22 protein-coding genes are annotated in these 25,994 nt (G+C 61.3%); 8 read left to right on the plus strand and 14 right to left on the minus strand.

The window, feature by feature from the left end:
* Positions 1–6: 6 nt before the first annotated feature.
* The 6 genes from HNO86_RS17880 (at position 7) to HNO86_RS17900 (ending at position 2,711) form a co-directional block, all read left to right on the plus strand.
* Entirely contained in the window at positions 7–300 is a 294-nt protein-coding gene (locus HNO86_RS17880) for a DUF5629 family protein (protein ID WP_175378260.1), read from the plus strand.
* Entirely contained in the window at positions 293–1,462 is a 1,170-nt protein-coding gene (locus tag HNO86_RS17885; RefSeq protein ID WP_175378261.1) for a lactonase family protein, read from the plus strand. Before HNO86_RS17880 ends, HNO86_RS17885 begins: the two co-directional genes overlap by 8 nt.
* Before the next feature lie 155 nt (positions 1,463–1,617).
* Positions 1,618–1,797, plus strand: a complete 180-nt coding sequence (locus HNO86_RS17890) for a hypothetical protein (RefSeq protein ID WP_175378262.1) — start codon at positions 1,618–1,620, stop codon at positions 1,795–1,797.
* A 206-nt stretch (positions 1,798–2,003) separates the two neighbouring features.
* Complete coding sequence (locus HNO86_RS30290) at positions 2,004–2,129, plus strand: hypothetical protein (protein WP_256672677.1); 126 nt, start codon at positions 2,004–2,006, stop codon at positions 2,127–2,129.
* Between the two features lie 115 nt (positions 2,130–2,244).
* Positions 2,245–2,457, plus strand: a complete 213-nt coding sequence (locus tag HNO86_RS17895; RefSeq protein WP_175378318.1) for a hypothetical protein — start codon at positions 2,245–2,247, stop codon at positions 2,455–2,457.
* On the plus strand, positions 2,454–2,711 hold the full coding sequence (locus HNO86_RS17900; protein WP_175378263.1) for a hypothetical protein: 258 nt from the start codon (positions 2,454–2,456) through the stop codon (positions 2,709–2,711). The genes HNO86_RS17895 and HNO86_RS17900 overlap by 4 nt, the downstream gene beginning before the upstream one ends.
* Positions 2,712–2,750: 39 nt before the next feature.
* Here HNO86_RS17900 and HNO86_RS17905 read toward each other — a convergent pair whose 3' ends face one another.
* The 10 genes from HNO86_RS17905 to HNO86_RS17950 form a co-directional block, all read right to left on the minus strand.
* Positions 2,751–3,347, minus strand: a complete 597-nt coding sequence (locus HNO86_RS17905) for a glutathione S-transferase (protein WP_175378264.1) — start codon at positions 3,345–3,347, stop codon at positions 2,751–2,753.
* Positions 3,344–6,985, minus strand: a complete 3,642-nt coding sequence (locus HNO86_RS17910; RefSeq protein WP_175378265.1) for an AAA family ATPase — start codon at positions 6,983–6,985, stop codon at positions 3,344–3,346. Before HNO86_RS17910 ends, HNO86_RS17905 begins: the two co-directional genes overlap by 4 nt.
* Entirely contained in the window at positions 6,982–8,226 is a 1,245-nt protein-coding gene (locus HNO86_RS17915; protein ID WP_175378266.1) for an exonuclease SbcCD subunit D C-terminal domain-containing protein, read from the minus strand. Before HNO86_RS17915 ends, HNO86_RS17910 begins: the two co-directional genes overlap by 4 nt.
* Before the next feature lie 190 nt (positions 8,227–8,416).
* Positions 8,417–10,057, minus strand: a complete 1,641-nt coding sequence (locus HNO86_RS17920) for a BatD family protein (protein WP_175378267.1) — start codon at positions 10,055–10,057, stop codon at positions 8,417–8,419.
* Complete coding sequence (locus HNO86_RS17925; protein ID WP_175378268.1) at positions 10,054–11,787, minus strand: tetratricopeptide repeat protein; 1,734 nt, start codon at positions 11,785–11,787, stop codon at positions 10,054–10,056. Before HNO86_RS17925 ends, HNO86_RS17920 begins: the two co-directional genes overlap by 4 nt.
* Positions 11,784–12,863: a VWA domain-containing protein gene (locus HNO86_RS17930; protein WP_175378269.1), complete on the minus strand. Its 1,080-nt coding sequence runs from the start codon at positions 12,861–12,863 to the stop codon at positions 11,784–11,786. The genes HNO86_RS17925 and HNO86_RS17930 overlap by 4 nt, the downstream gene beginning before the upstream one ends.
* Positions 12,856–13,350 (minus strand): DUF4381 domain-containing protein, encoded by a 495-nt coding sequence (locus HNO86_RS17935; protein WP_175378270.1) that lies wholly within the window; start codon positions 13,348–13,350, stop codon positions 12,856–12,858. The genes HNO86_RS17930 and HNO86_RS17935 overlap by 8 nt, the downstream gene beginning before the upstream one ends.
* Complete coding sequence (locus HNO86_RS17940; protein WP_175378271.1) at positions 13,347–14,291, minus strand: DUF58 domain-containing protein; 945 nt, start codon at positions 14,289–14,291, stop codon at positions 13,347–13,349. The genes HNO86_RS17935 and HNO86_RS17940 overlap by 4 nt, the downstream gene beginning before the upstream one ends.
* Positions 14,292–14,296: 5 nt before the next feature.
* A complete protein-coding gene (locus HNO86_RS17945; protein ID WP_175378272.1) occupies positions 14,297–15,256 on the minus strand; it encodes a MoxR family ATPase in 960 nt (319 codons plus the stop codon).
* 440 nt (positions 15,257–15,696) lie between these two features.
* Positions 15,697–16,050: a hypothetical protein gene (locus tag HNO86_RS17950; protein ID WP_175378273.1), complete on the minus strand. Its 354-nt coding sequence runs from the start codon at positions 16,048–16,050 to the stop codon at positions 15,697–15,699.
* A gap of 348 nt (positions 16,051–16,398) precedes the next feature.
* Between HNO86_RS17950 and HNO86_RS17955 the strand changes: the two genes are divergently transcribed.
* Entirely contained in the window at positions 16,399–17,736 is a 1,338-nt protein-coding gene (locus HNO86_RS17955) for a hypothetical protein (protein ID WP_372242541.1), read from the plus strand.
* A gap of 501 nt (positions 17,737–18,237) precedes the next feature.
* On the plus strand, positions 18,238–23,133 hold the full coding sequence (locus tag HNO86_RS17960) for an NAD-glutamate dehydrogenase (RefSeq protein WP_175378275.1): 4,896 nt from the start codon (positions 18,238–18,240) through the stop codon (positions 23,131–23,133).
* An 80-nt stretch (positions 23,134–23,213) separates the two neighbouring features.
* Here the strand turns inward: HNO86_RS17960 and HNO86_RS17965 are convergent, their stop codons facing one another.
* From HNO86_RS17965 to HNO86_RS17980, 4 genes are all read right to left on the minus strand, one after another.
* Positions 23,214–23,819 carry a hypothetical protein gene (locus tag HNO86_RS17965; protein WP_175378276.1) on the minus strand — a complete coding sequence of 202 codons (606 nt, stop codon included), beginning with the start codon at positions 23,817–23,819 and terminating at the stop codon, positions 23,214–23,216.
* Positions 23,820–24,093: 274 nt separating this feature from the next.
* Positions 24,094–24,804 (minus strand): ATPase, encoded by a 711-nt coding sequence (locus tag HNO86_RS17970; protein WP_175378277.1) that lies wholly within the window; start codon positions 24,802–24,804, stop codon positions 24,094–24,096.
* Positions 24,805–25,040: 236 nt separating this feature from the next.
* Positions 25,041–25,451, minus strand: a complete 411-nt coding sequence (locus HNO86_RS17975) for a cupin domain-containing protein (RefSeq protein WP_175378319.1) — start codon at positions 25,449–25,451, stop codon at positions 25,041–25,043.
* A gap of 224 nt (positions 25,452–25,675) precedes the next feature.
* Positions 25,676–25,969 carry an antibiotic biosynthesis monooxygenase family protein gene (locus HNO86_RS17980; protein ID WP_175378278.1) on the minus strand — a complete coding sequence of 98 codons (294 nt, stop codon included), beginning with the start codon at positions 25,967–25,969 and terminating at the stop codon, positions 25,676–25,678.
* Positions 25,970–25,994 lie beyond the last annotated feature (25 nt).

A 25,994-nucleotide genomic window follows, 5' to 3' on the forward strand; every position in this document is an offset into this window, starting at 1 on the left:
ACTGCCATGACTGCTGTAACCGACACCTTGCTCCACGCCCTCGAACACTGCGGTATGGTGGAAATCGATGGGCTGCATGCCTTCGAATTCGCCCTCGATGAAGACGACAACCTGCACATCGAATGCATCGATGGCCGCAATGCACTGCACTGGGAATTCACCCCGGCGCAGATCCAGGCCGCCACTTTCGATCAATCCCTGCAAAGCTGGCTGATCAAGGGCAGCGACGGTGAGCATCGTCTGGTGTGCATCGGCGACGTCTTCAGCGGTGACAACGAAGACGATGACGCGGATGCCTAAGCTCTGGCCCCTGTTGATCGCCGGCAGCATCGGCGCGATGGGGATACAGGCCGCAGCCGCCGAAGACTGGCCATTGCTCGTCGGTACCTACACCGCCGGGCAAAGCCAGGGCATTTATCGCCTGAGTTTCGACAGCGCCACCGGGCAGATCAGCCCCAAACCGCTGCAAGTGATCAAAAGCGAAAACCCGTCCTGGCTGACCCTGTCAAAGGATCAGCGACGCCTATACGTGGTCAACGAAAACGGCCCTGGCCAGGAAGATCCGGTAGGACGGGTCAGCAGTTACGCCATCGACCCCAAGAGCCATGAACTGCGCCTGATCAATCAGGTGCAGAGCCTGGGCAACGAGCCGACCCATTCCAGCCTCAGCCTTGATGCCGGCCATCTGTTCGTCAGCAACTACTCGGTGGCCGAAGATCCGGGCGGCACCCTGGCGGTGTTGCCGGTCGGTGCCGATGGCGCGCTCAAGCCAGTGGTGCAGATGAGCAGTCATCCGGCCAGCCGGGTCACTCCCGAGCGGCAGATGTCGGCCCACGTGCACTCGACGATCCCGTCGCCGGACGGCCGCTATGTGTTTTCCAACGACCTGGGGGCGGACAGGGTGTTCGTCTACCGTTTTGACCCCAAGGCCAATCCCGACCTGCCATTGACCCCGGCGACCCCGGCCTTCGTGCAGCTGCCACCCGGCAGCGGTCCCCGGCATCTGTTGTTCAGCGCCGATGGCAAGCATGCCTGGCTGACCATGGAAATGAGCGCACAGGTGGCGGTGTTCGACTATCGCGACGGCACGCTTGAACAGACGCAAATGGTCGATCTGGCGGCCGGTCAACCGGTGTCGGACAAGGCCGCTGCCGCGCTGCACGCTTCGAAGGATGGCAAATTCCTCTATGTCAGCAACCGTGGCACCGCCAATCAGCTGCTGGTTTTCGCCATCGACCCGGCAACCGGGCATCTCAGGGAGCTGCAACGGCGAGCGGTGGAGGGGGATCATCCGCGGGAATTCAGCCTCGATCCCACGGGCAAGTTCCTGTTGATCGCCAATCAGAAAAGCAACGCGATCGTCGTCATCGAGCGTGACGTGAAGTCCGGTCTACTGGGCAAAACCGTGCAGAAATTGCCGATGGATGCCCCGAGCGATCTGAAATTCCTGCTGCGACAATAGACCGCAGGCCTCGGTTTATGGGGCCTGCAGCTTTCTATCAATAAGGCTGATATTTAGTAATGCTACAAAGCATTTCAAGGCTTCGTTCCACGAGGCGTAAGTTTGCTTCACGGCCCAACCGGGCAAGCAAGCCAACTGACTTCGAGGAATACCCCATGAATTTCAATCTCTTCTCCGTAATCGCCGCTTCCGCCATCTCGGCTTCCGTTGCCCTGCCTGCCAGCGCCAACGTCGAAGTCAGCGACAAGAAATCCCACACCCAGAGCTACACCCAGAAATACCTGCAACAGAGCGCCAACTTCTACGCCGCACTGGACCACAAAGCCCAGCACTGAAATTGCCTTCCTGCACCTGATATGCAGGAGCGAAGTCACTTGCCGACAGGGACCCGACCCCTGGAAAGCCTAAAGTGATGTCGCTCCTGCATAGCTCATTTCCGACAGTATTAAATGGCCATTAAGGTATCGCTTGATATCACCTTGCCGCCCGTTTAAATTTGACGCGGGTTTATTGACTCCTTCTCTGGACAAGGATTGACAATATGGCAATGCGTCTGGCCGTGGTGCTGCTGTTTCTCTATTCCACCCCGATTCTTTCCGCTGCCGCCCCCATTTCCGGGGAGCCCGAGGCTGCCTTCGAGCGCTTGATGAGCTTTATCGATGACTGAGATAGTCTCGTTTAATGATCAACGCCGGTGATATTCGCTATAGACAGCCGTTGTTGGTGATAGGTGCTTTTTTGACCGATTCTGTGGACTCTGAAACATGCCCACGGAGTTCACCATGGCCAGCGCAATCATCACTTCTGCCAAACACGGCGCCTATGTGGCCATCGGTCTTTACCTGGTCATGGTGCTGGTTATCAGCCTTTCGCCGCAATCGCAGCAAACCTTCGAGCCACCGATCCAGGTCGCCCATCCCGGCATCCAGTTTGAACACCGCGCCAATCAGGCCGTGGCAGATCAGGCTGACTTCTCGGGGGTTGGCGGAGCATGAATCGTTGCAAGCTCTTGATCATCGCCTTCCTGGCATTCATCACTAACGGATTTTCCCTGCTGGGAATCGGGCAGGGCTCGATAGGTGGGGTAGCGCGAGCCATGGAAGCCAATCACAACATGGCGCGCAACATCGAGACAGCCAAGGCCATGGGCATGCTGGCCGGCAACCCGCCGAGCAAATCCGATAGCGGGTTTTTCGGACCGTTCACCATCGATTGCTCGGTGGTGGGGATGTGCGAAATCCTGGCGTAGACAAATGTCCCCTGCGGCAGCTCCTACAGGGGATCGTGGTTATTTCTTCATGATGGACGTGAACAGGTCTGACGTCAGGAACCGCTCCAGCCATTGCTGTAATCGCTGATAAGGCGTCTGCGCAAACCACTCGCGATCGACATGGGCGAATTGCCGTACGAACGGCATCAACGCCACATCCGCCAGACTTGGATGGTCGGCCAGCAGATACTCGCGATCCGCCAGCAACTCATCCAGCTTGCGCAACCACAGCTCACCCTCGGCCCGATAAGCCTCCATCGGTTGCTCGGGATAACGCTCGGCGTACTTGTAGCGATTTAGATGCACCTTGAATGTCTGATCGTTTTCTTCGATCAGTGCCCAGATGCGACCCCCGTTGTCAGGATCAGCCTTGAGCAACCAGTCCTGCGGATCGTTCTGCGCCAAAGCCCAGCGCATGATTTCCAGGCTTTCATCGATCACCCGGCCGTCGACGCTGAGCACCGGAACGGTGCCCTTGCTCGACAGCGCCAGCATTTCGGCGGGCTTGGCCTTGAGGCTGACTTCGACGATGTCCAGGGCGATGCCCGAATAACGCAAGGCCATGCGCGCCCGCATGGCGTAAGGGCAGCGGCGGAAGGAATAGAGGGTGATCATTTCACCTCCAGGGTGCTCAGGCCGTTGCCCTGGCGTTGCACCTGAATCTGCACCGGAATCCGCTCATGCATTTCCTGTACGTGGGAGATCACCGCGACCTTGCGCCCCTGAGCCTGCAAGCCGTCGAGGGCGTCCATGGCCAGTTGCAGGGATTCGGGGTCGAGGCTGCCGAAGCCTTCGTCGATGAACAGCGATTCGATTTTCAGCGTGCTCGACGCCATCGACGCCAGGCCCAAAGCCAGGGCCAACGACACCAGGAAAGTCTCGCCGCCGGACAACGAATGCACCGAACGCAGTTCGTCGCCCATCTCGGTGTCCATCACCAGCAGCCCGAGCATGCTGCCGCCGCGCTTAAGGCGATAGCGGCGCACCAGCTGGCGCAACTGCACGTTGGCGTGATGCACCAGCAAGTCGAGGTTGTAGGCCTGGGCGATCTTGCGGAAGGTGTCGCCGGTGGCCGAGCCGATCAAGGCATTCAGGCGCGCCCAGCGTTGGTACTCGGCATAGGCTTCGGCGATCTGCTGCGCCAGGGCCTGGTTGGCGTTCCGCCGGCGCTGATCCTCGGCCTGTTCGGCACGCAGCTCGGCGCAGGCCTGTTCGCTGACAACGCATTGTTGTTGCAGGTCGATGAGGGCGGTCGCGAGTTGTTCGGCGTCGAGGTTGCCGTTGTGCTGCGCCTGGTGCTCCTGCAAACGCTTGTCGCGTTCCTGCACCAGCACGCTGGCCTGTTCGATGGCTTTTTCACTGTTCTGCAAGCGCTGGCGCAGTTCGCTGACCTGAGCGTCATTGACGTGCAGCAAATCTTCGAGACCACCGTCATCCAGCTCCGGATGACCGGCGCGCCAGTCGGCGATCTTGCCGGCGAGCTCGCCCGCTTCGCCTTCCAACGCCTGCTGGCGCTCCTGTTGGGCCTTGAGTTCGGCGCTGATTTGCACCCGCTGCGTGACGACGTCCTGCAAGGACTGCGCGGTGGTGCTCTCGGCGTTGCGGGCGCTGTCGACGTCCCGTTCCAGTTGCTGCTGCCATTGCTCGGCGCTGGCGTGTTCGCCGAGCAATTGGCCGAGGGTCTGCTGGCTTGCCTGTTGCTGTTCGGCCAGTGCAGTGAACTGCTGCTCGGCGGCTTGCAGCTGCTGCACCCGGGCCAGTTGACGGTCCTGTTCCTTGTCCAGGGTTTGCTGACGCTGTTGTTGCTCGGCCAGTTCTTCTTTCTGCTGTTCGAGCTGCGCCAGACGCTCGCTGATCTGCCGGTCGAGTTGCAGGAAGGTCGCGGCCGGTTCGCTGCGTAGCGCTTGCAGGGTTTCGTCCGGCAACAGGCTGGCGAAGGCGTTGAGTTCTTCGTCCAGGCGCTGGCGGTCGTTGCGCAGCTCACGCTGTTGATTGTCCAGCTGTTGCGCTGCCTGCTGATGCGCGGACTCCGCCTGGCGCAGTTGCTGGGTCAGGCGCGCGGCGTCCTGTTGCAGGGTGAGCAGGGCGGATTGCCGCTGCTCATCCTGAGTGATGCTCTGGTTCAGCTGGCTGTTTTGCCGGGCCAGCCAGGTATCGCGCTGAGCGGCGTCCTGATCCATTAGCGATGCGCTCAACGGATGAGCTTCAAGGCTCGGGGTCAGGGCCTGACGCTGACTCGCCAACTGGTCCTGCTGTTGCAGCAGTTCCTTTTGCTGGGCAATCACGCCACCGACTTCGGCGCGCAATTCCAGGAGCTTTTCCTTGAGCAGGTCGACGACTTTCTGCGCGTTGGCCTGTTCGCTTTCATCGAAGCGACCGAGGCTTTGCAGCAGCGCTTCGGGCTGATGATAGGGATGCTCGCTGCTGCCGCAGACAGGGCACGGCTGATCGTCCTGCAACTGCGCGCGCAACTCCTCGACACTGGCACTGCGGGCCAGACGCTGGCGCTCCAGCAGCTCGCGGGTGACGTTGAGGGTTTGCTCGGCGACGCTCAGTTCGTTCTTGGTCTTGACCCCGTCCTGGGTCAGGCGCTCGCGTTCCTGTTGCGCGGTGAGCTGGCGCTGTTGCAGCTCGGCATCGCGCTTGTCCAGTTCCTGCTGGCTGGCCCACAGGCGAGTCAGGTCTTCGATGGCCCGCAGTTGTTTGCGATTGTCCTGCAGCAGGGTGCCGAGAATGCCGATCTGCTCGGCGACGGCGTCCGGCTCGGCATCGGCTTCCTTGAACAGCACTTCCAGCTGCTGCTTTTGCGCGGTGAGGGCTTGTGCGGCGGTGGCGGCATTCTGTTCCAGGCTGGCCAGTTCCGCCTGGCCCTGATTCAGGCGATTGCCAGTCAGCATCAGCTGTTGCAGGCGATCGCGGTAGGCGCTCCAGGCATCGCTCAGGGGCGCCAGATGGGCGCTTTGTTCCAGTTCCACGGCGATGCGCTGCAGGTGTTCGGCGACCTGGGTTTGCCGTTCCTGCAAGGTTTGAATGGTGCTCTTGCCCTCGTTGCTGGCCTGCTCGGCTGTTTGCCTGGTTCCGGCGCTCTGCGCGGTGTCCTTGGCGAGGCGGGCGAGGGTGCTTTGCGTATCGAAGGCCTGACGCAGCAAGGGCGCGCTGTCGGTTTGCCGTTGCTGCGCTTCACTGAGTGCGGTTCGGCTGGCGCCCAGCTGTTGCTCGAGTTGCGTCTGACGTTCGGCGAGTTCGCCATGCTGCAAGGTCTGTTGGGCGATCTGTGCCGCCAACGGGGTCAGCAGCGCATCGATCTGCGCCTTGCGGGCGAACTGGTGCCGTTGCGGCGCCAGTTGTTCCAGGCGGGTCAGCTTCAGGCGTTCGCCGCCCAGGCCTTGCCAGTGGTTCTGGGCCGATTGCAGTTGCTCGCTGGCGCTGTGTTGCGCGTCCTGCAGTTCCCGCAGGGCCTTGAGCCAGGTGTTCTGCAATTCGAGCTGTTTGAGTTGCGCCTGCTGTACCTTGAGCTGCTGTTGTGCACTGCTGAAGCGCTCATCCAGCTCCGCCCGGGCTTCCGGCGCCAGGGGCGTGACGCCGCTGGCCTGATCCTGCAGCAGCTTGTGGGCTTCGCGGGCTTCCTTGGTCTTGTCGAAGGCGCGACGGCCCAGACGGGTATAGAGCGCGGTGTCGGTGAGCTTTTCCAGCAGCTCGCTGCGGTCGTTGTCGTCGGCCTTGAGGAAGGCGCTGAATTCGCTCTGCGCCAGCAGCACGGCGCGGGTGAACTGTTCGAAGTTCAGGCCCAGGACTGCTTCGATGCGGGTCTTGAATTCGGTCTTCTGACTGGCCAGCAGTTGATCCTGGTCGATGTCGCGCAAGCTCTGGCGACTGGCCTGCAAGCGGCCGGCGGCCTTGTCCCGGGCGCGGTTGGCTTCCCAGCGCGCGCGATAGCGGCGGCCGTCGATGCCGACAAAATCCACTTCGGCAAAACCGTCGCCGGTGCCGCGGCGCAGCAGCGTGCGCGGGTCGTCGGTGTTGATGTCACCGTCTACGTCTGGCGATTTCGCCGATCCCTGCACGCTCTTCAGGCGTGGCACGGTGCCGAACAGCGCCAGGCACAAGGCGTCGAGCAGGGTGCTTTTGCCCGCGCCAGTGGGCCCGGTGATGGCGAACAAACCGGCGCTGGCCAGCGGTTCGGCGGTGAAATCGATTTCGAAAGGGCCGGCCAGGGAGGCGAGGTTTTTCAGGCGAATGGCGAGGATTTTCATGGCTGTTCGCTCTCCATCTGCACGTCTTGCAGCAGCTCGGCAAAGTCCTTGAGGGTCTGCTCGTCGACCTCGCTGCCGTAGTTGTCCAGCCAGGCGCGGCTGAACAGTTCCTGGGGGGTGAGCTGGTCGAGTTCGATCAGCGCGTCACCGTCGTCGGCACCGTCACGGCGGCCGCTGCCGGCGTATTCCGCGGCAATGCGCACCAGGCGCACGGCCTTGCCTTCCAGCGCCGTTTCCACTTGCTGGCGCAAATCCGGCTGCGGTTCGTCGAGGCGCACCCGCACCTCCAGCCACGGCTGACGTTGATAGTCGGCGAGCAGGTCGATGATCGGCAGGTCGGCCAGTTGCAGCAGGATCTCCGCCAGCGGCGCAGGGCCCAGGCGTTGCAGGTTCACCGATCGGGGGATGAGTTTTGGCACGACACTGACCAGCTTTTCACCCTCGAGGGTGATGTCGAGAATCTGGTGCTGGTAGGCGATTTCCGAGAACGACAGGGGAATGGGCGAACCGCTGTAGCGAATCCGCTCTTCGCCGTTGACCTTCTGCGGCTTGTGCAGGTGACCGAGGGCGACGTAGCTGATGCTCGGCCCGAACAGGCTGGCGGGCAGGGCTTCGGCATTGCCGATGATCAGGCTGCGCTCGGAGTCTTCCGACACCGAACCGCCGGCCATGTGGGCGTGGCTGATGGCGACCAGCGCCTGGCCTTTCTTGCGCTTGGCGTTGGCGGCTTCGATCAGCCACTCGTGAACCTGGCCGATCCCGCGCAGGTAGTCGTCGCCCAGGTGCGGGCCGGTCACTTCGGCCGGACGCAGGAAGGGCAGCGCCAGGCACCAGGCGACGGTCTTGCCCTTGGCGTCCGGCAGCGGCAGCAGCAGACGCTCGGCGTCGAGCTGGCCGTCGTCCAGCCACAGCACCCGACCCAGTGCATGGGTGCGCAGGCGGCGCATCAAGGGAGCCGGCAGTTCGATGCGAGAACCGGAATCGTGGTTGCCGGCGATCATCACGATGGTCAGCTTCGGCTGTTGTTCATGGGCGCTGACGATGAAGTCGTAGAGGCGCTCCTGGGCTTTGACCGGCGGGTTGACCGTGTCGAAGATGTCGCCGGCGATCAGCAGTACATCCGGCTGATCCAGTTTGAGTTGGCGCAGCAGCCACTCGAGAAAACAGCCGTGCTCGAAATCGCGATCCTGGCCGTGCAGGTTTTGCCCCAGGTGCCAGTCGGAGGTGTGGAACAGACGCAAGGCGAACTCCGTAGGAAATAAGGTAATGGCCGCGAGGAAATATGACCGCGGCGAAAGGGGACAGAGTTTACTGGCAAACCGGGGATTGCGGGACTGTCCGTCGAAGGAAGGCTTTTTGTGGCGAGGGGGCAAGCCCCCTCGCCACAGGTATGTGTTCGCCTTACCGACGGGGTAGCAGGGGATCGGGGATTTATTTGGGGTAGAGCGGCGGCAGGCCGCTGTCGCCCGTCGGATCCTGGGTGCGTTCGGCGATTGGAATGGTGCGGATCACCCGCCACAGTTCCTCACCCTGCCAATGCTGGCCCGCTTCGCTGTACAGCGCGCCATTCAAACCATCCAGCGCATCGGACAACGGCACGAAACGGGCGGCCATGTCGGCCAGGGTTTCCGGTTGCTGGCGGGCCCAGGCGTCGAGGGCCTGGCGGGTGGCGTGGGGATCGTTGGCCAGGCACGCGCGCTTGAGTTCGTCGAGCACGGTGCGTGGGCTCGGGCCGGCTTGCACGGCGCGCAGCACCGCCGGTTGCGAACGCGCGCGCCACCACAGGCCGAAGCCCAGCAGGGTGGTGCAGGCCAGGATCAGGCTGCTGAGCTTCCAGCGCCACAGGGATTCGCTTTCCGCCGCCGCATTGACCGGGGAAACACCGGCCGGCGTGTCGACCATCAGGCTCGGATTGGCCGCCACCTGCAGGCTTCTGGCCGGCAGGCTGCTGTGCTCCAGATGATCTTCGAAGGTGTTCCACCAGACCACTTCCACCGAAGGCAACTCGATCGAGCCACTGCGCGACGGCACCAGCGCCTCACGATCTTCGCGGCTGCCGACCAGCCCGCGATCGCTGTTCTGATTACCCAGCACCGGCTGATCCGGATAACGACGCAAGCCATTGGCTTCGGTACCGGGCAGCGGCGGCAATTGCGAGCTGGCCAGGCCTTCGGCCTTCACCGTCAGGCTGCGGGTCAGCGAATCGCCCACCTGAACATGCTCCGGCTCCGGGTTCCAGGTTTCGCTCAGCGTCAGGCTGCGCGCCGGCAGCCAGGGCATGTCGGCCGGGTAGGTGATGGGTTTGGCCTTGACCGTGAGCAGCAGTTCGGCGGAACTGACGCGCATCAGCTTGCCGGACTTCGGCGACTGTGTGGCGGCGTCCTGCGCAGGCTGCGCGTCTACCAGCGCCGCATTGAAGACCTGTCCCGGAATGATCAATTCGCCGCTGTGCTGCGGGTAGATCGCATAGCGCATTTCAATCACGCCATGGCGCACGCCGTTGATGTCTTTTTCGTAGGTGCGCGAATCGCCCAGCTGTTCGATGCGCGCATCGGGAATCTGCAACGGCGGCAGGCTGCTGTCGTCGTACAGCGACACCGAATGGTAGATGCGCAGGGTCAGGATGGCTTGGGCCTGCACGTAGACGCTGGACTGATCGAGGCTGGCGTCGATGAACACCGGCGCCAGTTTGTTGGTGTTTTCCTGGGCTTCACTCTCGACCACTTGCACGGTGATCGGCTGGCTCTGCACGCCGCCCAGGCTCAGCGCCGGGATGACCACGCTGCCGTTTTGCCTGGGCAGCAGGGTGACGATCCAGCGGGTGGTGGCGCGGTTGTCGCCGTCAATGGTGTTCAACTGGTTGACCTGACGAGTACCGCGCACTTCGAACAAGGGCTCCAGCGGCGTCAGGTCCGGTTTGCCGAACTGGGTGACGTCGTTGGATTCCAGGGTCAGCTCGATCGTCTCCCCGGAGTTCAGGCGCGTGCGATCGACACTGGAAACCAGCTCGGCGGCCTGGGCCTGAACGGCGCAAAACAGCAGGGCGAGGGTGGAAGCGGTGCAGCGGGTCATCGAGTTTTTCCCTGATCCTGATGTTGTTGCTGTTCGTACCAGAATTTACGCCTGAGCAATTCCCCCGGATTATCCGGGATCTGCCGCAGCCATTGCTCCAGCGCCTGCTGCTGTTCGCCCTCGATGCTGTCGCTGGCCGGGCGCATGGGCGGCGTGGTGTGTTGTTCGTCACCCAGTTCGCTGCCCGGCACTTCGTTGGCGCCGGGCCTTGGCGGCGTGGTGGCGGATTGCTCGTCCTCGTCGCCGGCCTGCTGCTCGGCGTTTTTCGGCTCCCCCGGACCCTGCGGCTGGGTGGCGGCACCGGGTGGCGGTTCCTGTTCGGAAGCCTCGGCCTGCTCGGGTTTTTCCGGTTCGTTGGCGGGCGGATTGGCTTTCTGCTTGAGCAGATTTTCCACCAGGGCCTTGTTGGTCAGCGCCGGGCGCAAGTCCGGTTGCCTTTCCAGGGCCTGTTCGTAGGCGTCCAGCGCGGCCTCCAGCTCACCACTCTTGGCCAGGGCATTGCCTCGATTGTAGTGGGCGTTGGCGTCGTTGCCCTCGGCGAACCGCTGGGCGGCGGCGCTGTAGTCGCCGGCCTCGTAGAGGGCCACGCCTTGCCATTGATGATCTTCGAAATGCTGCGCGGCCTCGGCCGGGAGCTTCTGGTTGAGCAGGTGCAGACCGCGCTGGTCGGGGCGCAGCCACAGGTCCTGGAAGTCGAAGGCATAACCCGGTTGCGGCAGGGCCAACAGCAGCGGCAGGCAGAACAGCCAGCCACGGCGCCCGGCGCAGGCCGCGAGCAACAACAACGGCAACAGCAGCCAATAACCCTGATCGGCCCAGGTATCCAGGCGCAGGGTCTGGCCGTCGTTACGCAGGCTGCGCGGGCCGTCGAGCAGGCCCAGACCGCGCAGGTCGGCGTCGCTCAGGCGCGCGTGGCGATAGCGTCCGTCCAGCTCGTTGACGAAAGCTTTCAGGCCGGGCTCGTCCAGGTGCGGCACCAGAATCGCGCCCTGTTCGTCCTTGAGGAAGCTGCCGTCTTCCTGGGTGATCGGCGTGCCTTCGGCGGTGCCGACACCGATCATCAGCAACTGGGTGGATTTGCCGCTCAGTGCCTGGCGGATGCCCTGGCGTTCGAGTTCGCTCAAGGACGAGCCGATCAACAGAATCCGGCCGTCGCCCAGGGCGGCTTGCTCCAGCAGTTTCAGCGCCTTGATCACCGCCAGATCGGCGCGATGGCCGGCTTCGGGCATCAACGATGGCTTGAGCGCGTCCAGCAGGTTGCGGCTGGTGGACAGGTCGTCCGACAGCGGCACCAGGGTGTGGGCGCTGCCGGCATAGACGACGATGGCGGTCTGCGCATCGCTGCGAACCTGCAGCAGGTCCAGCAGCTTGCGCCGGGCCTGCTCCAGACGATTGGGCGGGACGTCGGTGGCGAGCATCTGCGGAGTCAATTCGAGGATGGCCACCAGCGGGTCCGCGGGTTTCTGGCCTTGCTGCTCGACACGCTCCCAACTCGGTCCCAGCAGCGCGAATATCGTCAGCAGCCATGCCATGCCCAGCGCGACCCACGGCAGTTTGCTGCCGCGACCGTTGCCACCGCTGAGCAGCACGCTATGAAAAGCCGGCGGCAGGATCATCTGCCAGCGCCCGGCGCGTTTCTGCCGATGCCAGAGTTGCCACAGCAGCCAGCCCAGCAGCGGCAACAGCAGCAGCCACCAGGGACGGAACCAGAAAGGCCAGAGCGCGCTCATCGGCGTCTCCGCAGGCGCAGGCGTTTGAGCCGCTGGCGCCAGTCAGGCAGTTGCGTTTGCAAAAACAGGTCCTTGGTCATCAGGCGTTGCAGCGGGTTGTCCGGCCACAGTTCGCGGGCCACCAGCAACATGCTCAAGATCAGCGCCATCGCCAGCGGCCACTGGTACAGCGCCTGGGCCGGGCGAGCCTGGGTCGGTTGCTGGGTCACCGGTTCCAGCTGGTCGAGGGTGTCCTTGATCGCTTGCAGTTCCTCGCCGTCGTGGGCGCGGAAGTATTGGCCACCTGTGGCTTCGGCAATTGCCTTGAGGGACGGCTCGTCCAGGTCCAGGCTCGGGTTGATGCCGAGCAAACCCAGGGTGCCGCTTTGCTCAGGATCGGCACCGATGCCGATCGGATAAATCTTCACGCCTTCCCGGGCGGCCAGGCGCGCTGCGGTGAGTGGATCGATTTCGCCGCCATTGTTGGCGCCGTCGGTGACCAGGATCAGCACCCGGCTCTGGGCGGGGCGCAGTCGCAGGCGTTTGAGGGCCAGGCCGATGGCGTCGCCGATGGCGGTGTTCTTGCCGGCGATGCCGATGCGCGCTTCGTCGAGCCAGACCCGCACGGTGTGGCGGTCGAAGGTCAGCGGCGCTTGCAGGTAAGCCTGGCTGCCGAACAGGATCAGGCCGACCCGGTCGCCCTCGCGGTTTTCGAGGAAGTCGCCGAGCAGATGCTGGACCAGCGCCAGGCGGCTGACGTCCTCGTCTTTCCACTGCATGTCGGGAAAGTCCATGGAGCCGGACACGTCTACGGCGACCAGCAGATCACGGCCACTGGCGGCAATCGGCAGCGGTTCGCCGAGCCATTGCGGGCGCGCGGCGGCGGTCAGCAGCATCAGCCACAACAGCAGGAACGGTGCCTGTTGCCGCCAGGCCGGCAGGTTGGCACGGGCACGGCGCCGGGCCAGGCCTTCGAGGTCGTTGAGGAAGCTGACCTTGAGCGCAGGCTCGCCGCTATCGGCCACCGGCAGCACGATGCGCATCAGCCACGGCAGGGGCAGCAGGGCGAAGATCCACGGCCAGGCGAACTCAAACATGTTTGCGAATCCAGGTGTCGACCGCCTGGGTCAGGCCGGCGATGGCCTTGTCGTCGAGTTTGCATTCGGGTTTGTAGGCGCCTTCGACCAGCACCATCCAGCGGGTCAGGCCGGCGGCCGGGCAGCGGTTATCGAGAAAGGCCAGCCATTTGCGGCCGTTTAGCGTATGGCTCTGGCTGTTGGGGTAATGGTTGCGGCACAGGCGCTTGAGCAGGCCGTTGAGTTGCTGCAGCCAGGCGCCGGCTGGGGCGCCGTCGTAGGGTTTGGGCATCAGCGCCAGTTCTGCCAGGGCGGCGATGCGTGCCGGGTCCAGCGGCTGTTCGGCGCGCACGATGGTTTTTTTCTGCGCAATGAAACGTCGCAGCTTCCACGCGGCAAAGCCAATGACGGGGATCAGCAACAGCAGCAGCCACCATCCCGGCGCCGGCGGCCAGAAACCAATCGGCGGCGGGGAAATCAGCGGCTGCAGGTTTTCCAGTCCGTTCATCGACCTTTCCCCGGTTTCTGTGGGTTCAGGTACTCACGCAGTTGCTCGACCATTTCGCTCTGGGTGCTCAGCGGCATCATCAAGACCCGCAGCTTTTGCGCCAGCAGTTCCCAGCGGGCGATGCGGGTTTCAGCCTGGGCACGGTAGGTCTGGCGCAGTTCGAAATTCAGGGTGTCGAGCTCCAGTTGTGCGCCGCGCTCGGCAAAGCGCAGCAGGCCGGCGGCGGGCAGGGCGTGGTCCAGCGGGTCGGACAGCGGCAGCAGCAACAGATCGCAATGGCGGGACAACAGGCTCAGCTGTTGCTCGGCGCTTTCGGTCAGGGCGCGCTCGTCGCAGATCACGATCACCAGGCTGCCGGGGCGCGAGACTTCCCGGGCACGGCGCAGGGCAATGCCGAACGCATCGCGGTTCTCTTCGCTCTCGGTGTGCAGCGACTGATTGACCCGCACCAGACGGTTGAGCAATTGCAGCAGGCTCTGTTTGCTGCGCCGGGGCTTGATCTCGTAGTGCTCGTTGTCGCCGAACACCAGGCCGCCGACCCGGTCGTTATGCCCCAACGCGGCCCAGCCGATGAGGCTGGCGGCCTGGGCGGCGAGCACCGATTTGAACATCAGGCCCGAGCCGAAGAACAGCCGGCGACTCTGCTCGACCATGATGAAGATCGGCCGCTCGCGTTCTTCGTGAAACAGCTTGGTGTGGGGTTCCTGGGTCCGCGCGGTGACGCGCCAGTCGATGGTGCGCACATCGTCGCCGGCCTGATAGACCCGCACCTGATCGAAGTCCACGCCACGTCCGCGCAGCTTGGAGTGGTGCAGGCCGATCAGCGGGCTGCGCTGGCTCGGTGTCGAGAACAGCTGCACTTCACGCACGCGGTGACGCATCTCGATCATTTCGGCGAGGGTGATGCGGATGCCGGGTTCCGGCGGCAGGGGCGCGTTCATCGGGGTCAAGCGACGGCTACGACGTCGAGAATCCGCTGGACCACGCGGTCCTGGTCGATGCCAGCGGCTTCGGCTTCAAAGGAAAGAATGATGCGGTGGCGCAATACGTCGAACAGCACCGCCTGGATATCTTCGGGGCTGACGAAGTCGCGACCGGCCAGCCAGGCGTGGGCACGGGCGCAACGGTCCAGGGCGATGGAACCGCGCGGGCTGGCGCCATAGGCGATCCACTCGGCCATTTCCGGGTCGAACTTGGCCGGGTTGCGGGTGGCCATGACCAGTTGCACCAGGTATTCCTCCACGGCATCGGCCATGTACAGGCCGAGGATTTCCTTGCGCGCGGCAAAAATCGCCTGTTGGCTGACCCGCCGTTCAGGCTTGGCTTCGCCGTTCAGGGCTTCGCCACGGGCTTGCTGCAGGATGCGGCGTTCGACCGCGGCGTCCGGGAAGCCGATTTTCACGTGCAGCAGGAAGCGGTCGAGCTGGGCTTCAGGCAGGGGATAGGTGCCTTCCTGCTCGATGGGGTTCTGGGTGGCCATCACCAGGAACAGCGGCGACAGCTCATAGGTGCTGCGCCCGACACTGACCTGGCGCTCGGCCATGGCCTCAAGCAACGCCGACTGAACCTTGGCCGGCGCCCGGTTGATTTCGTCCGCCAGCACCAGATTGTGGAAGATCGGCCCTTGCTGGAACACGAAGCTGCCGGTTTCCGGACGATAGATTTCCGTGCCGGTGATGTCGGCAGGCAACAGGTCGGGGGTGAACTGGATGCGATGGAACTGGGCTTCGATGCCTTCGGCGAGTTCTTTGATGGCCTTGGTCTTGGCCAGGCCCGGAGCGCCCTCGACCAGCATGTGGCCGTCGGCGAGCAGGGCGATGAGCAAGCGCTCGATGAGCTTTTCCTGGCCGAGAATCTGCGTTGAAAGAAAGGTTCGCAGCGCGAGAAGCGCTTCACGATGTTCCATCGATGACTGTTCCTGCAAAAAGGTATCCGAGGCCGTTTGGAAAACGCCGGGGCTGGGGGCGTTACTTTAATCCATCGCAGGGGGCGGCGACTAACGGCATTTTGGGGAAAGTGCGGGATGAAGAGGGGAAATTGAAGGTCGTGTGGTCGCCAGCGGCTTCTTCGCGGGCAAGCCTCGCTCCTAGAGGTCCTGTGGTCGGCACAAAAAAGCCCGGGTAATCACAACCCCTGTGGGAGCGGGCTTGCCCGCGAAGAGGCCGGCAAATCCGACATTGACGTCGCCTGACACCCCGCCTTCGCGAGCAAGCCCACAGATTCCGTGCCAGGCCACAAATCACCAAACACCGTAGGAGCGAGGCTTGCCCGCGAAGAGGCCGGCAAATCCAGCATCAATGTCGCCTGACACTGCGCCTTCGCGGGCAAGCCTCGCTCCTACAGTCATTACAGCTGGCTGACGTAGGTCCCGGTGCCCTTGAGGATGTTCTGCAAGGTCTCTTCAACCTCCGCCAGATCCCCCGCATCGGTGCTATGGATGATCTCCAGCGAATCATGGCCATTGAGCGCATCTGCGTCCGACGCGGCGATTTCGATCAGCAGGCGGGTCGCGCTCAGGGTCACCTTTACGCCGTCCAGGGTTGAAGGCTCGCCATCGAGGGTGATTTCCAGCTCGTCCTCGTCGGGATAGCGGGTCATCAGGAACATTTCGCCCTTGGTGCTGTGGCAGCAGAGCATGGCCATGTTGTCTTCTTCGTCGTCGCACGGGTTGACGATCAAGAGGGCGGTGGTCATTTGCATGGGGAATTCCTGGCTCAGTGGGGCGGGGATGACAAAGAACGCGATTTTGCCAGCTTACAAGTCATTCTGCTGATTCAGGCGCGGAAATTTCTGCTCTTCACTATCAGTCTGCTGAATTTCTAAGCCTGGATATCGGCGGTTTTCTGAATGATGAAGGAAATTTCTGACGCATATTTCCCGGATACAAACATGAAAAGTCTGATGACGCTCTGAGCTCGGCGTTTTGACCTGTCCCAACGGGTTCATGTGCCTTAGGTTGGAGAACGGAAGATAACGAAAAAAGGATCTTTTTGGATGAGTCAGTATTTCACGAGGGCGCCTGAGATCAGTCACCTGTCGGATGAGCAGGTGGAAGAAATCTACGAGCGCTATCTGAATGGTGAAAAAAGCGCGGCGCTGGTCAGCGAATTCAATATTCCGGGGAATGTCCATAGTTTGCTGAGGTTGTTGCCGCCGATCATCAGCAAGGATTTGACCTGTCCCTACTGCGAGTTGCCCATGTGGATGCGTCGATACGCAAAGGGCACCTCGGCCTCGCTGCGTCATCCATTCAAGTGCGTCAGTTGTGAGCACCTGCACATCACGTCGAACCACGGTCGGCAAAGGCATTGTCCGTGCACCGAGTGTTACAAGGTCAGGCAACGGGAAATCGCCGAGCAGGCCAATCGTGAAAGGCTTGAACTGGAGAAGCGCTACGCAACACCCAGCCCGCCAGTACCTTTTGCCTCGCTGAGCTTTGTCCAGAAGCTGGTCTTGCTCGCCCTGCTGGATGATGGAAGCGCTGCAAGCAAGGACAGCATCGAGCCGCTGGACGCCCCGTCCAGAACTGAACCCTTGTCACCCGGTGACCGGTTCAGCAAGGAGCTGGTTGAAAGCCTCCATGAACAGGGTGTGTTGTCAGTCGATGTGCAGTCGGATATCAGGGCTTTCGACCGAACTTCCGGGTGTCTGATCAACAACTACTTCGCCGTTCGCTGGATTCCCAATGTTGCACTGGAGCCAGGCGTTTGCTGCGCTCGCGATGAATTGTTTACAGCCCTTTATCATGAGTTGTCGGCAAATGTGCAGCCGGTGTGGAAAAGCGAGCTGTATGCGCTGATGTTCCGTCTGGCGCGGGAAGAGTCGCTTCAGTACATCCACGTACTGGCCAACGAAGTGAGTTTCGTCTTCAGCGCGCAAGGCAGTGCGAAAACCGTGATCGGGCAGCTTCTGCAGAACTTTTCGGTCAGCCACATCTACTACTTCGCCCGATTGGCAGTCAGAAATGCCGCGCATTTTTATGCAACCGGTAACTCCAAGGGGCGAACCCACGCTTCCAATACCATTCCGCGCAACATGCTGCGCACTTCGCAGGACGCCCTGGTGCGCAACTGGCGCAAGACGGCCTATCGCGACTCTCGAGTACCGCAATCGGCATTGCAGCGTTTGTTGTATGACGTCGTGCTCAAGGACTGTGGTGCCGGTTTCGCAAAGTCACCCGGGCTTTACTGGCGTGATGAACTGGTGCCGAAGTTTTTTCCGGGTGCCATGGACCGAGACTCTCCGCAAGGGCATTTGCAACTGTTCTGTCGCGAGTGTGATTCCAGCAACATCGACGCCAGCATGGACAAACTGACCGTCATTACGATGTGTTACGACTGTGCCACCTTGAGTAAATTTCAGGCGATCGAAGACTTTGTCGACTGATTTGGTCGTGCTGGGGTCTGGAGTCGTTGCAAGCGTCCATGGACTGTTCCGCACTCAGGGAGGGTCCGCTAACGTCGCACAAGTGACACAAACGGTCACAACTCAAGCGTTCAGCCGCAATTTGCAGCTTGATTTGCTCGGAAAGCCTCCAATTTGGGACCAGGCTGCTAGTGTTGTTCGATGCGCCGCGACGAACCTGCGTGCCGATGACCGAATATGTCGCAGCATCGCAAGAATGGGCCTTGCCGCACTCGTTAAGCTGCGCAACGGATGTGCACCTGTAAAGACATTGCGCCGTACGCGGTCAGTCGTTTTTGCAGATGCCCATTCACGGAAGGTGAATGTGACCAGAGTGTCTCGTCCAGCTTCACCCACCTGTCACCCTGTTTCCTCTGCCCGAGAATCAGGAACAGGGTGACGGGCAGCTTTGAAACATAGCCCCGAACAGGGGTGTTTCGCGCGACGCTTCCATCAATAACAAGCCCTAGCGGAGTACCACAGATGGCGTTCTTCACCGCAGCCAGCAAAGCCGACTTCCAGCACCAACTGCAAGCGGCACTGGCGCAGCACATCAGTGAACAGGCACTGCCACAAGTGGCGCTGTTCGCTGAACAATTCTTCGGCATTATCTCCATGGACGAACTGACCCAGCGTCGTTTGTCCGACCTCGCTGGCTGTACTCTTTCTGCATGGCGCCTGCTCGAGCGCTTCGATCACGCGCAACCGCAAGTGCGTGTCTACAACCCCGATTACGAACGCCACGGCTGGCAGTCGACCCACACCGCGGTCGAAGTGCTGCACCACGACCTGCCGTTCCTGGTGGACTCGGTGCGTACCGAGCTGAACCGTCGCGGCTACAGCATCCACACCCTGCAAACCACCGTGCTGAGCGTGCGTCGCGGTGCCAAGGGCGAGCTGCTGGAAATCCTGCCGAAGGGCACCCAGGGCGACGACGTGCTGCATGAGTCGCTGATGTACCTGGAAATCGACCGTTGCGCCAACACCGCCGAACTGAACGTGCTGACCAAAGAGCTGGAGCAAGTGCTCAGCGAAGTACGTGCCGCGGTGACCGATTTCGAACCGATGAAAGCCAAGGTCCAGGAAATCCTGAGCAACCTGGACAACAGCCGTTTCGCCGTCGATGCCGAAGAAAAGAACGAAATCAAGGGCTTCCTGGAATGGCTGGTGGGCAACCACTTCACCTTCCTGGGCTACGAAGAGTTCGTGGTCACCGATCAGGCCGATGGCGGCCACATCGAGTACGACCAGAGCTCCTTCCTGGGCCTGACCAAATCCCTGCGCACCGGCCTGACCTACGATGACACGCGCATCGAAGACTACGCCGTGAACTACCTGCGCGAACCGAAACTGCTGACCTTCGCCAAGGCGGCGCACCCAAGTCGTGTTCACCGTCCGGCTTACCCTGACTACGTGTCGATCCGTGAAATCGATGCCGACGGCAAGGTCATCAAGGAATGCCGCTTCATGGGCCTGTACACCTCGTCGGTGTACGGCGAGAGCGTGCGGACCATCCCGTACATCCGCCGCAAGGTCGAGGAAATCGAACACCGCTCCGGCTTCCAGTCCAAGGCGCACCTGGGCAAGGAACTGGCACAGGTTCTGGAAGTGCTGCCACGGGACGATCTGTTCCAGACACCGGTGGACGAGCTGTTCAGCACCGTGATGTCGATCGTGCAGATCCAGGAACGCAACAAGATCCGCGTATTCCTGCGCAAGGACCCGTACGGCCGCTTCTGCTACTGCCTGGCCTACGTGCCGCGTGACATCTATTCCACCGAAGTGCGCCAGAAGATCCAGCAAGTGCTGATGGATCGCCTGAAAGCCTCGGACTGCGAGTTCTGGACTTTCTTCTCCGAATCCGTACTGGCCCGCGTGCAACTGATCCTGCGCGTCGACCCGAAAAACCGCATCGACATCGACCCGCAGCAGCTGGAAAACGAAGTGATCCAGGCCTGCCGCAGCTGGCAGGACGATTACTCCGCGCTGACCGTCGAAGCCTTCGGCGAAGCCCAGGGCACCAACGTGCTGGCCGACTTCCCGAAAGGCTTCCCGGCCGGCTACCGCGAGCGTTTCGCCGCGCATTCGGCCGTGGTCGACATGCAGCACCTGCTCAACCTCACCGACAAGAAGCCGCTGGTCATGAGCTTCTATCAGCCGCTGGGCCAGGTGTCCGGTCAGCGCGAGCTGCACTGCAAGCTGTACCACGCCGATACTCCGCTGGCCCTGTCCGACGTGCTGCCGATCCTGGAAAACCTCGGCCTGCGCGTGCTGGGTGAGTTCCCGTACCGCCTGCGTCACACCAACGGCCGCGAGTTCTGGATTCACGACTTCGCCTTCACCGCTGCCGAAGGCCTGGACCTGGACATCCAGCAACTCAACGACACCCTGCAGGACGCTTTCGTCCACATCGTGCGCGGCGATGCCGAAAACGATGCGTTCAACCGTCTGGTACTGACCGCCGGCCTGCCTTGGCGCGACGTGGCGCTGCTGCGTGCCTACGCCCGTTACCTGAAGCAGATCCGTCTGGGCTTCGACCTGGGCTACATCGCCAGCACCCTGAACAACCACACCGACATCGCTCGCGAACTGACCCGGTTGTTCAAGACCCGTTTCTACCTGGCGCGCAAGCTCAGCAGCGACGACCTGGACGACATGCAGCAACGTCTGGAACACGCGATTCTCAGCGCCCTGGACGACGTTCAGGTGCTCAACGAAGACCGCATCCTGCGTCGCTACCTGGACCTGATCAAGGCGACCCTGCGTACCAACTTCTACCAGACCGACGCCAACGGCCATAACAAGTCGTACTTCAGCTTCAAGTTCAACCCGCACCTGATCCCGGAACTGCCAAAACCGGTTCCGAAGTTCGAGATCTTCGTTTACTCGCCGCGTGTTGAAGGCGTGCACCTGCGCTTCGGCAACGTTGCTCGTGGCGGCCTGCGCTGGTCCGATCGTGAAGAAGACTTCCGTACCGAAGTCCTGGGCCTGGTAAAAGCCCAGCAAGTGAAGAACTCGGTGATCGTGCCTGTAGGCGCCAAAGGTGGCTTCCTGCCACGTCGCCTGCCGCTGGGCGGCAGCCGGGACGAGATCGCGGCCGAAGGCATCGCCTGCTACCGCATCTTCATTTCGGGCTTGCTCGATATCACCGACAACCTGAAGGACGGCGCGCTGGTTCCGCCAGCCAACGTCGTGCGTCATGACCAGGACGACCCGTACCTGGTAGTGGCGGCGGACAAGGGCACCGCTACCTTCTCCGACATCGCCAACGGCATCGCCATCGACTACGGCTTCTGGCTGGGCGACGCGTTCGCCTCCGGTGGTTCGGCCGGTTACGACCACAAGAAAATGGGCATCACCGCCAAGGGCGCGTGGGTGGGCGTACAACGCCACTTCCGCGAGCGCGGCATCAATGTCCAGGAAGACAGCATCACGGTGGTGGGCGTCGGCGACATGGCCGGCGACGTGTTCGGTAACGGCTTGCTGATGTCCGACAAGCTGCAACTGGTCGCGGCCTTCAACCACATGCACATCTTCATCGACCCGAACCCGAACCCGGCGACCAGCTTCGCCGAGCGTCAGCGCATGTTCGACCTGCCGCGTTCGGCATGGTCGGATTACGACACCAGCATCATGTCCGAAGGCGGCGGCATCTTCTCGCGCAGCGCGAAGAGCATCGCGATTTCCCCGCAGATGCAAGAGCGTTTCGACATCAAGGCCGACAAGCTGACCCCGACCGAACTGCTCAATGCCTTGCTCAAGGCACCGGTGGATCTGTTGTGGAACGGCGGTATCGGGACCTACGTCAAAGCCAGCACCGAAAGCCACGCCGATGTCGGCGACAAGGCCAACGATGCACTGCGCGTGAACGGTAACGAGCTGCGCTGCAAGGTGGTGGGCGAGGGCGGTAACCTGGGCATGACCCAGCTGGGTCGTGTGGAATTCGGTCTCAATGGCGGCGGTTCCAACACCGACTTCATCGACAACGCCGGTGGCGTGGACTGCTCCGACCACGAAGTGAACATCAAGATCCTGCTGAACGAAATGGTTCAGTTGGGCGACATGACCGCCAAGCATCGCAACGAACTGCTGGCGAGCATGACCGACGAAGTCGGTGGCCTGGTTCTGGGCAACAACTACAAGCAGACCCAGGCATTGTCCCTGGCTGCTCGTCGTGCCCTGCCACGCATCGCTGAATACAAGCGTCTGATGAACGATCTGGAAGGCCGCGGCAAGCTGGATCGCGCCATCGAGTTCCTGCCGTCGGAAGAGCAGATCAACGAACGCGTCGCGGCCGGCCACGGCCTGACCCGTCCGGAGCTGTCGGTCCTGATCTCCTACAGCAAGATCGACCTCAAGGAGCAGCTGCTGGGCTCCCTGGTGCCGGACGACGACTACCTGACCCGCGACATGGAAACCGCGTTCCCGCCGACGCTGGTGAACAAGTTCTCCGACGCCATGCGTCGTCACCGTCTGAAGCGCGAAATCGTCAGCACCCAGATCGCCAACGATCTGGTCAACCACATGGGCATCACCTTCGTTCAGCGACTCAAGGAGTCGACCGGCATGACCCCGGCGAACGTGGCCGGCGCCTACGTGATCGTGCGTGACATTTTCCACCTCCCGCACTGGTTCCGTCAGATCGAAGCCCTGGACTACAAGGTTTCCGCTGACGTGCAACTGGAATTGATGGACGAGCTGATGCGCCTGGGTCGTCGCGCTACGCGCTGGTTCCTGCGCAGCCGTCGCAACGAGCAGAACGCTGCCCGTGACGTCGCCCACTTCGGTCCGCACCTGAAAGAGCTGGGTCTGAGCCTGAACGAGCTGCTGACCGGCCCGACCCTGGAAAACTGGAAGAACCGCTACGAAGCCTACGTCGAGGCGGGCGTTCCGGAGTTGCTGGCACGCATGGTTGCGGGTACCTCGCACCTGTACACCTTGCTGCCGGTGATCGAGGCGTCCGACGTAACCGGTCAGGATCCGGCTGAAGTGGCGAAAGCCTTCTTCGCTGTGGGTGAAGAGCTGAACATCACCTGGTACCTGCAACAGATCAGCGCCTTGCCGGTTGAAAACAACTGGCAGGCCCTGGCCCGTGAAGCGTTCCGCGATGACGTCGACTGGCAGCAGCGTGCGATCACCATCTCGGTCCTGAATCTGTGCGAAGCCTCGGTTGAAGCACGTCTGGACTCGTGGATGGCGCAACACGCCAGCATGATCGAACGCTGGCGCGCGATGCTGGTGGAAATCCGTGCTGCCAGCGGCACCGACTACGCCATGTACGCGGTGGCCAACCGCGAGTTGCTGGACCTGGCTTTGAGCGGACAGGCACCGGTGGCAGCCGCCACCCCTGCCAAGGCTGAGCTGGAACCAGCAGTCTGATTGGCCGTTGAATGAAAAAAAGCCCCGTATCGAAAGATACGGGGCTTTTTTTTCAGTGATGGGTTGGGAGTTGCGCGTGATCACATTTCGTCGTCGTCTTGAATCCTGGGTTCAATGAACAGGGGGTAAGGGGTCGAACCGGTCTGATAGGGCGCATCGCGTTCCAGGATCTTCAATGTGAAGGTCACCGGTTCACCGACCTGATCGGTATAGGCATACAGCTTCAGGTTCTCTACCACATGGCGTTTTATGATGTCGGCGTTCCTGGCCTTGAGATAAACCGTGGCTTTGTCTTTCTTGAGGTCATCAAGGGTGATGATGTCGTGATCCATGTTCAGCAAGTTGAACGAAGTCGTATTGCCGCCCGCACCGGCAAACGCTCCCAGCAGGCCGTGGGGGTTTTTGCTGAAGTATTTGCCCAAATAGGCTTCGCTACGAATCTGGATGTTGTAGTAATCGTCGTAGCAACGGAAATAGACGACCATCTCGGACGACCTGTGCCGGACTGTGCGATCGTAGGTTCTATGCGCCCGCACCATCCTTTGGCTGAGGTTGGAGTATCGATGAGAGGTGGTCAGTAGATTGCCCTGGCCTGCGCTGTTGCCGAGCATTTGCTCGAAGAACTTCATCGGGGTGTCGTCGCAGCGGATGCGTGCGATAAATGATCTTTTCTGGTCTGTACTCATAATGATCTCCATGACTTTGAGAGTTCGCGTCGTGCGAGCGGCCAGAGTAATGGAGTTCAGCTTTGTCGATAGTGCGGAACAATTGCCTGATATTGCTACTGAGTTACTTATCCCCGTGGGAGCGGGCTTGCTCGCGAATGCGGAGTGTCAGTCAGCCTATATGTTTCTGAAACACCGCATTCGCGAGCAAGCCCGCTCCCACAGTTCTAGTCGCAGTACACAAGACTAAGTGCATACAGGCTTATTGTGGGGGGCGAGCCTGGTCGCGATGGAGTCAATACAACTTCGTGCCGGAATTGTTATCAATCATCGACACATTATCAGTCGGATTCCTCAACAAACTGTTCAATGACTGGTCGAACTTCTGCAGCGCCCTGACCTGCATGTTTTGCTGTTCATTAATGTCGGCAACGATGTCTTCACTGCGCTTGAAGTCCGCCCAGACCGGGCTCAGTTCCATCGCGTCACGACCCTGTGCGGTGCCGATGTAATTGAGGTGGCTGTCGTAGAAGTGCGCACTGACATCCGACTCGATGTCGGAACTGCGCGAGGTAATGAGTTGACTGCGGGTATCCACCACGGCGATCACATCCGGTTTGGCCGCCTTCAGGCTCTGCATGTCCGGATACACCGTGACCGAACCGAACTGCCGCTGCAGGGAGGCCTTGACCCAGTCCACCGCCATATCGGGCCTGGAGGTGGCTACGTAGGCATCGTGAATCGGCTGCACCAGCAGGCTCTGGCCGAAACCGGTGCCGGCGTTGGCCTGGTAGTCCTGCAGGTAGGCGCGGTTGGTCTGGGTGTTGCGGCTGTAGACCACGCCCAGGGAAACCTGGCTGCCATTGGGAATACGGGTTGCATTGCTGCGGCCCACCGGCTCGCTGAAGATGCCGTCCAGCGAGGAAACCGCGGAAGGTGCCGTAGGGATCGAGCAACCGGTTAACAGCGCCGTCATTGCCAGCGTACTGACCAGGGCAAGTTTCATGGTGTATCTCCTATGCAAAAGCAGTCGGGAAAGCAGTCGCCAATTGAGGGTGCCGAGTTCATCGGCGGTCACTCAAGGTTAAACCGGTAATTATTTAATGAAATAACCCCTACGTATGGTTGTCAGAGCGTCGGTAGTTTTGTTTGGTGTAAAGAAAGTCGGTTAATTGCCACGGGATATAAAAAAGGCCGAATCGTCGATTCAGGCCTTTTTATTTATGGCTGCCGGTTCAGCGATCAGTTTTTCAAGGGGACAAGTACTTCTTCGTCCGGCGACAGGACCATGAATACCAGCAACTTCGCAGGCTTGGTCTTGCTGGCGTTTTTCGAGACCAGATGTTCGGAACCCGCCGCTTCATACCAGAACTCACCGGCCTTGTAGGTCACTTCTTTTTCGCCTTTGACTTGCGAAGTGATTTCACCTTCGAGCACATAGGCCATTGCTGTTCCGTCGTGCCTGTGGGCAATGGAAGATTGGCCGGGCTTGTAGTCCACTTCAATCATCAGTGCCTTTTTGCCCGGTACGTTTTTGAGCATTTGATCCTGCAGGATCGTGACCTTTTCCGAAGGCCCATGGGCGAAGGCCGAGGCGGAAACGGTCAGGGACAGGGCAACCAGGGAAGCGGCACAGAAGCGCAAAAGGTTCATGTTCATTACCTGCGTGGGATGAGTTGTCAGGGACAAATCTAGTCCGCGGCGGGGGCCAAACAAACAGCCAATACTCAGGAAGGTCAGGGGACCAATCTGGTGGGGAAACAACAAACAAAAGATCGCAGCCTGCGGCAGCTCCTGCATGGGATTGCATTTCCCTGTAGGAGCTGCCGCAGGCTGCGATCTTTTGCTTTTTGCTTTTTGCTTTTTGCTTTTTGCTATCAGCGAATCGGAAAACTGTTGAAATCCACGGCATTGGCCAGCTGGCAGTCGATCAGGTCGATGAAGCCTTGCAGCTCGGGGCTGTTGAAGTGCGATTGCATCGCCGCTTCCGATTGCCAGTGGGCGCTGACGGTCCAGCGGTTACTGTCCTCGGGGCAGCGGTCGACCATATAGGAGTCACAGCCCGGGGTTTCGCGCAGGGTGTCGACAATCTTTTGCAGTTGCTTACCCAGTTCTTCCGAGCGGCCGGAGACGGCCTGCACCTTTACGGTATTGATCACTTTGTAGGACATTGGCTCACACTCCTGAATCAGGTCG

Source organism: Pseudomonas sp. C1C7 (assembly GCF_013359595.1).
In the GTDB taxonomy this organism is placed as follows: Bacteria; Pseudomonadota; Gammaproteobacteria; order Pseudomonadales; family Pseudomonadaceae; genus Aquipseudomonas.